Origin of the sequence: Streptomyces scabiei 87.22, from assembly GCF_000091305.1 — a bacterium.
Classification (GTDB): Bacteria; Actinomycetota; Actinomycetes; order Streptomycetales; family Streptomycetaceae; genus Streptomyces; species Streptomyces scabiei.
This window is the reverse complement of sequence record NC_013929.1, coordinates 4,558,744-4,570,595: the sequence shown is the minus strand read 5'-3', so window position 1 is coordinate 4,570,595 and position 11,852 is coordinate 4,558,744. Positions and strand designations below refer to the sequence as shown.

At 64.9% G+C, this 11,852-nt stretch carries 10 protein-coding genes; 2 read left to right on the top strand and 8 right to left on the bottom strand.

Annotation, left to right across the window (positions count from 1 at the left end):
* Nucleotides 1-609: 609 nt before the first annotated feature.
* Nucleotides 610-795, bottom strand: coding sequence for a hypothetical protein (locus SCAB_RS19340; protein ID WP_060889035.1), 186 nt, complete (start codon nucleotides 793-795; stop codon nucleotides 610-612).
* A gap of 138 nt (nucleotides 796-933) precedes the next feature.
* Between SCAB_RS19340 and SCAB_RS47355 the strand changes: the two genes are divergently transcribed.
* Nucleotides 934-1,107 carry a hypothetical protein gene (locus SCAB_RS47355; protein WP_158512248.1) on the top strand — a complete coding sequence of 58 codons (174 nt, stop codon included), beginning with the start codon at nucleotides 934-936 and terminating at the stop codon, nucleotides 1,105-1,107.
* A 253-nt stretch (nucleotides 1,108-1,360) separates the two neighbouring features.
* On the opposite strand, the gene SCAB_RS19330 is transcribed toward SCAB_RS47355, so the two are convergent.
* Entirely contained in the window at nucleotides 1,361-3,262 is a 1,902-nt protein-coding gene (locus SCAB_RS19330; RefSeq protein WP_037724262.1) for a type IV secretory system conjugative DNA transfer family protein, read from the bottom strand.
* Nucleotides 3,263-4,768: 1,506 nt separating this feature from the next.
* Here SCAB_RS19330 and SCAB_RS19325 point away from each other — a divergent pair.
* On the top strand, nucleotides 4,769-5,836 hold the full coding sequence (locus SCAB_RS19325) for an asparagine synthetase A (protein WP_158512247.1): 1,068 nt from the start codon (nucleotides 4,769-4,771) through the stop codon (nucleotides 5,834-5,836).
* Nucleotides 5,837-5,839: 3 nt separating this feature from the next.
* Here SCAB_RS19325 and SCAB_RS19320 read toward each other — a convergent pair whose 3' ends face one another.
* From SCAB_RS19320 to SCAB_RS19295, 6 genes are all read right to left on the bottom strand, one after another.
* Complete coding sequence (locus SCAB_RS19320) at nucleotides 5,840-6,469, bottom strand: dTMP kinase (RefSeq protein WP_041669377.1); 630 nt, start codon at nucleotides 6,467-6,469, stop codon at nucleotides 5,840-5,842.
* A gap of 8 nt (nucleotides 6,470-6,477) precedes the next feature.
* Entirely contained in the window at nucleotides 6,478-7,524 is a 1,047-nt protein-coding gene (locus SCAB_RS19315) for a phosphotransferase enzyme family protein (RefSeq protein WP_158512246.1), read from the bottom strand.
* A 35-nt stretch (nucleotides 7,525-7,559) separates the two neighbouring features.
* Nucleotides 7,560-8,306 (bottom strand): P-loop NTPase, encoded by a 747-nt coding sequence (locus SCAB_RS19310; RefSeq protein WP_013001752.1) that lies wholly within the window; start codon nucleotides 8,304-8,306, stop codon nucleotides 7,560-7,562.
* Nucleotides 8,303-9,427, bottom strand: a complete 1,125-nt coding sequence (locus tag SCAB_RS19305) for a diaminopimelate decarboxylase family protein (RefSeq protein WP_013001751.1) — start codon at nucleotides 9,425-9,427, stop codon at nucleotides 8,303-8,305. Before SCAB_RS19305 ends, SCAB_RS19310 begins: the two co-directional genes overlap by 4 nt.
* Before the next feature lie 88 nt (nucleotides 9,428-9,515).
* Nucleotides 9,516-10,964: a cysteine--tRNA ligase gene (cysS, locus tag SCAB_RS19300; RefSeq protein WP_013001750.1), complete on the bottom strand. Its 1,449-nt coding sequence runs from the start codon at nucleotides 10,962-10,964 to the stop codon at nucleotides 9,516-9,518.
* A gap of 5 nt (nucleotides 10,965-10,969) precedes the next feature.
* Nucleotides 10,970-11,836, bottom strand: coding sequence for a class I SAM-dependent methyltransferase (locus tag SCAB_RS19295; protein WP_013001749.1), 867 nt, complete (start codon nucleotides 11,834-11,836; stop codon nucleotides 10,970-10,972).
* Nucleotides 11,837-11,852 lie beyond the last annotated feature (16 nt).

Genomic DNA, 11,852 nt, shown 5'->3' with positions numbered 1-11,852 from the left:
CTCCAGTGTGACGCAGCCTGGTCGCTGTAGCTAGGCAAGGAGGCCCGGCCCTGCCAGTCAGCACTGGCAGGGCCGCTTCGCTTAGCTTGGCGTTCCCGCTCGCTCGTCACCCGACCTGCTGATCTGTGGTGTTATCCGGGACAGCGGGGGCGGTCGTTCTCCACGCTTCAACTGGCGGGGACTCGTGAACGATCGAGGTTAGACGTGCAATCCATGGTCGATCTCGTGGAGATCCCACAGTTGCCTCCGCTAACCTCTCCAATAGATCGACGGTGTCGCTGGCAGTTCAGCAGCAGTATCACTGGCGGGTCGGCGAGAGCGTGACCGGTGGACAGTCGGTGGACAGACGCCTTTGGACGGTGCGTCACGGGGTAGCACGAGTCAACCTGCTGGACGTGCTCTGATCAGGAAAAACGTCACCACGCAGCACGACGAGGCACTTCGCAACACGAACGCTCACGGTCTCGTAATGCGTAGGTCTCGGGTTCGAATCCCGAAGGCGGCTCCAGTGAGACCCGGTTCAGATCCTATCTGAACCGGGTTTTTTCCTTCCTCACGCTTTGTGGATGGGAGGTATGGCGCTGCGGGACGACGGGATCGGCGAGATCTTCAAGGGGCCTGGTCTGTAGAGGCCGATCTGGGCTCCGTGAGGGCGCTGTCCAGGGTGTCACCGACGCTGCCGATCGAGGAGTCGATGCCGGACCAGGTCGTGATCGCCCGGGAGAACACGTCCGAGACGAAGGCGACATGGGCGATTCCAGACCAGGTGGGCACGTAGGCGAAGTCCGCCACCAAGCTGGATCTCGTACTGGCGCCGACCGCCGTTGCATCTGCCGTGCCCGCTACGGATCCTCACCCGTTGCGTGGACCCCTGCCACCCCGGAAGTGTGTGCCCTCGCCACCACCGTGGACCGCTGCTGGAACGAGAACGCCGTGTTCGTCGACACCGGACACAACAACGTCAAAGGCGAGAGCATCAACCGCGTGATCAAGCTCGCCGAGCCCGCGCCGCCCGCGGACGTCTCAACGCTCAACCATGCGGACCCGACATGGCCACGGGATCACCTGCAAAGCGCGAGCCCTATGGCGACGGAGTGCCCGTGGTAGCCGCAGGACCTACGACCGGCCAAGAGGGCCGGGAGAGCCGGAACAAGGGCGAAGGGGCACAGGTGGTCGATGAGTTCAGCAAAGGGAGGCATGCGCATTGCGGACCGCTGAAACGGCGTTGGGCGTCGGGAAAGGCCCCCGAGTCTCGGGCACCTAGTCGGCGGCCACTTCACTCGGCGGGCGGGGACGGAAGGCCGACGTCCACAAGGACACACGGCGTTCCGTCCCCGACCCAACAACCTCACTTGCGCCGCTAACCAAAAGCGCGGTCATACTTCTCGCACATTTCAGGGCCGATGCGTGCGCGCATCTCAGGGTCCTTGAACCATGGTGTCGCTGTGACCTTGATAGGAGGAAGATTGCCGGACAAGACAACCGCGACGTCCTTCGGCAAGGTGCGCAAGTATTCGATCGGTGCCAGCCGCATGTCCTCGATGCCGTCGGTAACCGTTATCCGCCGACCCTTGTTCGGGTTCGAATCTTGGTATGAGTACCCGACCTTGAGTTGCGAAACGGACTGATCGCCGATCAGTCGGGAAAGCCGGTCAAGTGTACTGTCGTCCGAGGACCCGGGCAAATATAGCCGCGTGGTGTGATTCCCTAGAACAGTAGGAGCCCGCGTGCCATAAAGCGTGCTTATCTGCGACTCGTCCTGCCAGATCGACATGATGACGATGCCGAATCCGCGATAAGTCGCAGCCATCTTGTCGAGAGTCGGCAACGGCGCAACGTTGGCGGCTTCTTCAAGCAAGAGCAGTGGGGGATTCAGCAGAGGGCCAGCACCCTGTCGCTGCTGCCGCTTGCGAGCTGCCCGGAGATAAGAGTTCGCCACCGTCTGAAATACGGGGCGTAGCAATTCTTGCTCTTCCTCGTCGCTGACGGCATAGATGGTGCCGCCCGTGTCCAGTACGTTTTCGATGTCCAGAACCTGGCGCCCGAAAGGGCTGTACGGCTTCCCCTTCTCATCGAACCTGATGTCCGTTGTCGGCGCCATCTGACCGGACACGAACGGTTTGAGGATGAGGTCCGCATTGGCGAAGATGAAACCCAGATCCTTGAAATGGCGCCCCTGAGTCGCCTTCATTCCGCGACGGGCCAACGCCAGATCTTTTTTCGACTCCGAGTCCGTAATGGTGGTCTCGTATTCGTCGAAAAGTGCCTCAATCCGGTCGAAATCCTTGTAGCCGCTCCAGTCCGCAACATCCAGCATTGACTTATTGGTCTTCCGGGCGATCCACAACATCGGCGCCAGGGCTATCTGGGTCAGATTGATGAAGTAACGCACCGCCCCGTCCTGACTGGCACCCTCCATCACCGCCTCGGAGAGCCACTGAGCGACCTTGTCGGCGTCGCTGAAATCATGAATCGCCATGAGCGGTGACCAGGCGCACAGATACTTACGCTGATGTTCCGGCCACTCCCCCGTGGGGTCGAAAATGTAGACCGGTCGGCCAAGCCCCTCGCCCCGAAAATTCAGCGTCAGATCTGCGACGTCATTCTTCGTGGATGTGACGAAGATGGAATCGGGCCAGGTCAATATCGTCGGTACGACATACTTCACCGTCTTCGACGAACCCGTTGGCGCGATGACCGCGATCGAGGTGTAGCGCGAAGTCGCCACCTTGACCGACGGCTTGTCCGCCATTTCGCCCAGGTAGACCCGCCCGGTGAGGGTGTTCCTGTCGGGGACCACCAGGGATTCGAGATCTGCGGGCTGTGCCCATATGGCGGATTTGTCCCGTTGCTCCTTGCGGGCCTTGACCGGGCGTGTGCGACGGTGCCGGGCCAGCGAGCGAGAGATCTGGGAAATCGCGATCGTCGCCGTGGTCCCTGCCGTGACGACCAGGACGAAGAGGGTCGACCAGAAGAACCAGTCGGGTCCCAGCACGGACCGGTCCTCGGCCGGCCATGCGAGCGTGCGTTCGTCCCAGTGCATGGTCAGCCCGACGGGGAGCGTAAACGAAGCGGAAAACGGCTGGTTGGGCCAGGAGCCATGGGTGGCCAGCGCGACGATGCCTCCCGATACCCAGGCCAATACGCCGAGACCCCAGGTGAGGCCCAGCAGGCAGGTCACGAACACGCCGATCACTTCATCCGTCGACCACACGTGAGGGGGCCTGTCAGTAACGGACTTGCTCATCATGCTCTTGGACACGCCATCGGCACCTCTCTGTTCAGGTGAGATGTCCCGTTCACCACCGAGGACCATTCACCGCGAGTCTAGCGGCGAGGTGCTCGCCAAAGCGTTTACCTCTGCGCCGACTTGGCCATCCGAGCCATGGACGACAGTACTCGTGGAGCCTGTTGAGTCAGGGGCGGTGGGCCGTAACCTGTGAAGCCGTCTGGCAGGGAGGGGCGCTTCGGCCTCGCCCAACGGCCGGGGGCGGTAGGTACGTACAAGAGGAAGCGCAGGACTCCGGGCTGCCCTCGGTCCACGGGCGTCTGGGCTCTGGAAGCGGCCGTGCGACGGAACCGGCCGCCGTACGCACCGGTTGCCCGCCCAGCCGCGATCGGTGCCTGTACCAGCGGCGTGGTCTGGGCCCGCGCACACCCGTACCGGCGCCCAGCGGGCCACCAAGCCGGGACCTGCCGTGCATCGTACGCCGCCTGCGTGAGGTGACCGGCCTGCCCGTCGGAATCCGCATCACTACCCCTGCCGGGCGGCACAGGTGTCCCTCTCCGCCGGCCGCCGGAGTGCGCGGCACGGGTTTGCCCCCGGACCGCCTTCCTCGCCAGCACGTTTCACCAGGAGAGGAAGCTCGTGAAAGCGCGCACTGCCGCCCGTGCCGTCAGCATTGCCCTGGCGGCTCTCGGCGCACCCTCACGGGCGGCGTCGATACGGCGAGCGCCGCAGCAAAGCCGAACGGCATCGACGACCTCCCCTCGGGCGGGAGGAAGCGCGCGGTGCTCGTCTTCCAGTTTCCAGTCGCGGGACTCCTCCCGGAATGACGAGCGCGTATCCGTCCACGACCTGCGAAGGACCGCGCCCGTACTGGGGCCGAGGCCCACGACGTCATGGCCCGGCGAAAGATGGGCGAGTACGCGACCACCTGGTACACGAACTGCCCGGTCGGCATCCCGAGAGCCACCGGCGGCATCGCTTTGATGTGCCAGAGACCACCAGGACGCTGCGGCAGGGCCGGAGGGGGCTCCTGGCTCTCCCGGGCCGCGGTCCCCTTCACCTTGCTGCCGAAGTGGGGCGCCTGCCGGCAGTTGCGGCGTCCGGCGTCTCCCGCACCGCTCCGGGGCCGGCCACAGATCCCCTTGGACTCGCCCGCCCTTGTCCTGCCGCTGGGGTCGCGCCCTGTTCATGACCCGCGCCGAATCGACCGCGTCGGGCGCCGGTGCGGGCACGGACTGTTCGGTGTTCATGGGATTTGACCCACGCGTGATCACCGCCACCCGGACTCCCATATCACAGATTGAGCATGACGGTATGTCAGTGTCACCGCCGGGGAAAACGCGGGACATCACGGCGATCTTGAAAGCGTCCCCGCCTCTGATACATCCTCAACTCATCGTCGAGAGTGGCGATACCGTCCACATTGCGGTCAACGGGCCTGTGTAACCTGACCCTTCCTCAAGGGAGCAACGCATCCCCTCATCGCCAACAGTTCGATGAGGTCTGTTGAACAATCGGCCACAACAAGGAGGACATCGCGTGAGCCAGGGAAGCGACCTGCTCGACGCTTCGCCGGATGACGGCGCAGCACGGTCACGGGAGCAGCGGACACGACCGCCCGGTCTGTGGGCCGATCCGGTAGCCCACCTCGCTTCCGCCGTGGAGCATCCGTGGTATCGGATCGTGACTGCTGTCAATGCCTCTATCTTGGCCAGCACTAGTTCGTTCTACCAGTCGCGAAACGTTTCTCCGGTGCTCATGCCGGTCACGGTCAGCTCAGTGTCCAGCCCGATGGGGCTCGGCAGCGACAGCTTGCCGGTACAGATCGACCTGCTGGGGGATCGCACCTACCTGGCCGATTCGATGCAGTTCCAGTTGGAGTTCATGCTGCGTCATGGTCTGGAGGGCGCGTACTACGTCATGCCGTCCTTCCGAGGGGAGGACGCCGACCAGACACATCTCAACCAGTTCTTCCATTCCGAGGCGGAGATCTGCGGAGGACAGGAAGAGGTCATGAGCCTGGTCGAGGCGTACATGGGCGCCCTGACCGAGGGCCTGTTGGAGGGAGCGGTCGGCGCTCACATCGAGAGGTGCGCGGGCACCACCGACCACCTTGAGGAACTCCTCAAGCGACCTGAATTCCCGCGCATCACCTACGACGAGGCACAGGACCTCCTCGGATCGAACGCCTTCACGCTGAAGGCGCCAGAGGCCCCAGCCATCACACGACACGGCGAGCAGGCCCTCATCGAGCACTTCGGCGGTGCTGTGTGGCTGTCCTCTCCGCCGTCCCTCACGGTTCCGTTCTACCAGCGAGTCGATGAGCGGGGCCGAGCGCACAGCGCCGATCTTCTCCTCGGCATCGGCGAGGTGCTCGGTTGCGGTGCGCGGCACATCACTGGCGAGGAGACCCGTCAGGCGCTCGCCGACCACTTGATACCGGAGTCCGACTACACCTGGTACGTCCGGATGAAGGATGACTACCCGCTGGAAACCGCAGGGTTCGGTCTCGGTCTTGAGCGGTTTCTGCTCTGGGTCATGCAACACGACGACATCCGGGACCTCCATGTGATGCCCCGCATTGCCGGAAAACCCTCCTGGGTTTGATCGTCAGTCGGTCTCTGACCGGCTGGTGAGCCAGTTGCGGAGGATCTGGCCGGTGATCTCATCGGGGTCACGCGTCGCGTCCAGCACCACAACGTCCGGCCGGTTTTTCGCCATCCCCAACATGTGTCCCTGGACTTGGCGGAGGAGGTCCACGGACTCATCGGTCCGCTGTCGTTTCCCGGCCCGCTCTTTGAGCCGTCGCACCGCCGTCTCTGCGGGAAGATCCAGCAGATAGGTGCGGTGCGGCCGGGGATAGAGCGACTGGGCTCGGCCGACCCAGTCGGAAAGGCCGTCGTAAGCGACAGCGGAGGCGTGGTAGGACAGCGGCCCACGGTCCCACACAAGGGTGATGCCTTCAGCAAGCAGGGGCGGGAACCTCGTCTTGGTGAAGTATGCGACGTCGCAGGCGAAGACCCACTCACGCAGCTCGACGGGTATCGCCGGATGGTAGGCGTACGGGTCCCCGGTCAGCCGCTCGGCCAAGGTATTGACGGTGCGAGCGCCGAACGCCTCCACCACCGCCGGTTCCGCGCGGACTCCGGCCGCCGTCAATGCCGCAGCGACCCGGCCGACCTGAGTGGACTTGCCCGACCCGTCGATCCCGTCGATGGAAAGCAACAGCGGGTGTGACATATCGATTCCTACCAAACCGAGGCGACGGCTTCGGCGGCCATCGTTGGAAGTGTCTCCGCGTTGCGGCGGAGGGCGGGTAGATCGCTGGGCGTGTAGTACGCGGACAGGAGCCCGATCGCCGCGAGCTCCAGGGCTACCGCGGTCATCACCGCTGGAAGCAAAGGCTTGGCCGCCGCTGCCGCGGCCTTGTCGGTTTCGCGGTATCCGGCCAGGACGGATTCGACCGCAGTGCGGTCGAATCCGGTGGGCACCGCTCCGTAGGCCGAGCTGAGGCCGCGGTAATTGACCCAGCCGAAGCGCACCAGGGACTCACCCAGGTCGTGGGCCCGGTCGTCGAGGCAGGCGTTGTCGAAGTCCACGACCCCGACGATCGTCTCGGTGCTGTCCCGTGTCTCTCCGAAGATCAGGTTGAACGGATTGAAGTCGCCGTGCACCGGCAGCACCTCGGATCCGTATCCGGCCTCGTATGCCTCGGTCCGGGACCGCGCGATGGCGGCCAGCGCGAGTCGGGCGAAGTCGTGGATCTCCTCGCGTACCGGCTCGGGTTGCTCCGCGTCGTCCTGGAGCAGGCTCACCAGGCTCTCGGCGCTGGAGAACGCGTCACGCATCCCTGGCAGGCCGTTCATCCGCGTCTGCCGTGCGTGCGTGTGCAGCCCGCCCAGTGCTCGTCCGGCTGCCCTCGCCTCGCCGTAACCGCCGGTCCAGCTCCTGCCTTCGACGTAGGGTTGGAGGGTGAAGATCGAGCCGGTTCGGCGGTCATGGAAGAAACCCTGACCCGAGTGCGTGACCAGTGGCCGGGCCACTGGGGCGCCCAGTTCATGCAGTTGGGACAGGAGTTCGGTCTGGAACGCCGCGAACTCCACCGACGAGCAGTACCACGGCAGTTCCTTCAGAAAAAGGACGCCCTGCTCCGACTCGATGAATACCTTGCGAGCCGTCTCCGTACGTCGTCGCAGGTCGATTATCGACTTGTTGAGTGAGAAGAAAGGCAGCACCAGCAGGCGCTTCAGCCCGAACGCCGCCTGTACCCGGGCGAGCTGGTCGTCGGAGATCACACCGATCGAAGTGTCGAGCGGCTTCGCGTCCGTGCTCATCCCTGCTGTTCCTCTTCGTGAATGCGCTGGGCGACGTCCTGAATGCCGTGGCGGAACTCGGCGGCGGTCGGCTCCTTTGTGAGTACCAGTGGGATGGACGCCGCGAGGCCCGGTGGCTCTGGCGCGAACGGCACACGCGCGAGCAGGTCAAGATCGTCCAGTGTGCCGTCGCTGGTGGATGCGAACAGCCGTGAAGATCTGCCACAGAACTCACAGCAGAAGTGGCTCATGTTCTCCACGTAGCCGAGGATCGGGAGGCTCAGCTGTTGCAGCAGCCGACGGCCGCGCGCGAGGTCCTGCGTGGACAGCACATGTGGCGTGGTGACCAGGGCGACCCGCATGGGCACGCGGGTGAAGACCTGGCGGTGCAGGTCGTCGAAGCCGGGCGGCATGTCCACGATGACGTGGTCGTAAGCCTGCCAGACGTCGTGGAAGAGGATCTGCGTCAGGGCGCCCTCAAGGTACTTGCCGCTGAGCAGTCCCGCCTCGTGTGGGCGGACGAAGAACCCCAGCCCAGCGATGTCCACCCCGCCGTACCGGCCGGGTTGAACACGGAAGTCCACCATGGCCGGTGGTTGGCCGACGAGCCCTGCCACCAGATTCTGGACATTCGGGCCGGACAGGTCCAGGTCCACCAAGCCGACGGAGGCACCTAGGTCGCTCAGCGCATACGCCGTGTTGACGGCGATCGTGGACTTGCCGACGCCACCCTTGGTGCCGTATACGGCCGTGAACCGGGTCATGTCTCGGGCCAGTGGTGGTGGGCCCGCACGGCTTTGTCGCCGCCAGCGGGCGACGTGGCGATGACCGCGTCGTCCCTGACGAAGGACACGTCAGGCAGCGGATAGACGAAGTGTTCCTTCATGACACCGGCATACGCGCCCGCATTGAGCACGCCGACCAGGGTGCCCGGCCGGAGCGGCCCGCAGTGGTTCTCACAGATCGTGCTGCCGAGCCGGTCGACGAACCGCACCGGCGTCCGGGTCTCGCCCTGGGCGAGGGGCTCCAGCCGCTCCACCCGGAACCGATGACCGGGCGCCGGGATCAGGTAGTTCGTCGTCGCATCCAGGATCGCAACCATGACGCCGCCACTCGTCCGCATGTCTACCACTCGGCTGAGCAGGGACTCGGCGTCGGCGACCAGGAACCGGCCGAGTTCGAGGATCGTGGTGCAGTCGAGATCCGCGTCGATCCGGTCGGCGAGCGCGCGAAACATCTCCACTGCGCTCTCGTCGCCCACCTCCAGTCGGCTGGCCAGCCCGCCGCCCACGTCGATGTAGTCGAGAGCGACCGCAGGATGCCCGGACAGCGGAGCCAGCGCGGGTATCAGCCGGTCCAGGGTGTCGAGGTGAGCGGTGCCGTCGAGCCGGTTGGCCAAGTGGTGGAAGCTGACACCGCCGAGAACCAGGCCGGACCCCCGGAGCAAGTCCGCAACCGTCGGCAGTTGGGCGACGGAAATCCCGAGGACGCCGTACTTGCCGAGCGTGTCACTCTCGCCCGGCACGCAACCATTGACGCGGAAGCCGATCCGGCCGGCCGACGCGTCCGCGCGCCGGGCGTGGAGAAGGCCGCGCAGCTCAGCGAGTGACTCCAAGTTGACTGTGACGCCGGCGTCGACCGCGGTGGCGAGATCCGCACCCTCACGGCCCACACCGTTGTAGACGATGTCGTACGGAGCGAATTTCGCGGTGCGGGCAAGGGCCATTTCCATCTCGGAAAAGGCGCTGACACCCGCCCCCGCCGCACGCACGGCGTCAAGGATCGGCCGGTGGTAGGAGGCTTTCACGGCATAGGTGACCCGTATGCGCGGGTGTGCCTCCCGGGCCAGGTTCACCCCGTCGGCGATGCGGTCCAGTTCGACCACAGCCGAAGGCGTGGCCGTCGCCGGCCACGCCGCTCGGCGCAGTTGCCGTAGCGCCCGGTCAGCCGCTCCACCCGAGTCGGTCGGCAGATCAGTCGTGAAGGGGAACAAGCTCGTACCCCTCGGGACCGTCCTGTACGTTGTAGCCGGCCGCCAGGATCTGGGCGCGCAGCTTGTCGGACTCCTCGAACTGCTTCGCCGAACGGAGTTCCCACCGTTCCTGTGCGAGCCGGACCACCGCGTCGGGGATCTCGGCCGGCTCCTTCGAGGCAGACTCCAGGTCCAGCCCCAATACCTCATCGAAGGCCAGGATCAGGCTCAGCTTGGTGGCGTCGTCGACATCGGGGTCCCTTGCGAGCTGCCACAACTCGGCGACGGCGCGCGGCATGTTGAGATCCTCCGCCAGTGCCTCCACGAATCGCGTGAGGTACGGGCTGTCGGGGCAATCAGGCAGCTCCGCCCCCGCGCCGACGGACTTCTTCCAAGCGGCGACCCGGTGCCGCAGGCGTCGCAGGGCGTTCGCGGCCTGTTCCAGCGCGGTGGGCGAGAACGACAGCGGGCTCCGATAGTGGCTCAGCAGGACGAGGTACCGGAATTCGAGCGGATCGAAGCCTTCCTCGACGAGCGTGTCGAGGGTGATCTTGTTGCCCTCGGACTTGCCCATCCTGCGCTCGCCCTCAAGGGTGAGGAAGGCGCCGTGCATCCACCAACGTGAGAACGGGACACCCGTCGCCGTCTCACTCTGTGCGATCTCGTTGGTGTGGTGGACCGGAATGTGGTCGATGCCGCCGAGGTGAAGGTCCAGCGACTCGCCCAGGTATTCCATCGCCATTGCCGAGCACTCGATGTGCCAGCCGGGGAAGCCGACACCCCAGGGTGACGGCCATTCCATGTCGCGTTTCGGAGCCTCCGGCGGGGAAAACTTCCACAGTGCGAAGTCCGTGGCGTGACGTTTCTCGCCCATCGCCACCCGCTCGCCGGCGCGCAGGTGCTCACGGGTGTCGTTCGGGGTCAGCTTGCCGTAATCGGGCACGAAGGAGGTGTCGAAGTACATGCCGTCATTGGTCCGATAGACGACACCCTTGTCCTCCAGCCGCTGGATCAGCGCGATCTGCTGGGGGATGTGTTGGGTGGCCCGCAGGACCAGATCCATCGGCAGGATGTTCAGCCGGCCGGCGTCCGCGAGGAAGATCTCCGTGTACTTCTCCGCGACCTCCCAAGCGGTGGCCCGCTCGGCGGCGGCCGCCTTCGCCATCTTGTCGTCGCCGCTGTCCGCGTCACTGGTCAGGTGGCCCACGTCCGTGATGTTCATGGCCGCCTGGACGGAGTAGCCCGCGAATCCCAGGACCCGGCGGGCGATGTCGGCGAACAGGTAGGTCCGCATGTTGCCGATGTGTGGCGCGCTGTAGACGGTGGGCCCGCACACGTACATCCGGACAGCGCTGTCCTCGGCAGGAGTGAAGTGCGTGCTGGTGCGCGACAGCGTGCTGTAGAGCGAAAGGCTCTGCCTCAGCTGCTCGCTTGCCGATGGATTGGTCACGGACATCATTCCTTGGGCAGGAGCGGTACGGAACGGCTGGTGAAAAGTTCGACCTCGTCCCGTTCCACTCGCTTCTGCAGAAGCATGACGGAGAAGCCGGCATAACTGAGGTTCTCGTTGAACAGGCGCATGAAATAACCCATCCGATGCCGAATCTGTGCCTGCACACCGGGATCGAGGGCTGCGAGATGTTCCTTGTCCATCAGACCGTCGCAGTACCGTTCGATGTCGTGATCGTCGATGAGGTCGTAGACGAAATCGGACTCGTAGTAGAGCTCGAGACCGGGCGCCTTTTCGTAGAATGCGCGCCAGTCGTTCTTGCTCATCACGTCAACAGGCGTTCCGATGGCGTCGGACACCTGGCCGACGATCTTCTGCGATGGCTGGCTCCGGTAGTAGATCGGTACGGCGATCACGGTGCCGCCGACCTTGACCACGCGCGTCACCTCGCTGAGCATCCGGGCCTTGTCGGACACGAACGAGACCACGTTGCTGACCCAGACCGCGTCGAAGGAAGCGTCCTCGACCGCGAGCTCCCGGGCGTCCTGTACCTGGAACCGCACCCGGTCGGACAGCCCGTGCAACTGGGCGTACGACTCCGCCTCGGCGACCGAATTCGGGTTCACGTCTATGCCCACCACCGACGCTCCGGTGAGCAGCGAGATATTGACCGATGTAAAGCCGGTGTTGCTCCCTATCTCGAGAACCCGGCTGTTCGATCCGATCCGGGCCTGGACCGCGACCTCCTGCACCGTCCGCACGCCGCCCGAGGGTCGGTTTCGCTCACGGATCAGGCCGACGAAGCTCGAGTAGTCCATCTCGGACACTGGCACGGCGACCGGCACGGACGTATCGGCAGCGCCCTTGACCACGACGGTGGACTCCTTA

Coding starts and splice junctions, on each gene's coding strand:
- SCAB_RS19320 (WP_041669377.1), bottom strand. CDS start 6,469: ATGTCACACCCGCTGTTGCTTTCCATCGACGGGATCGACGGGTCGGGC.
- SCAB_RS19310 (WP_013001752.1), bottom strand. CDS start 8,306: ATGACCCGGTTCACGGCCGTATACGGCACCAAGGGTGGCGTCGGCAAG.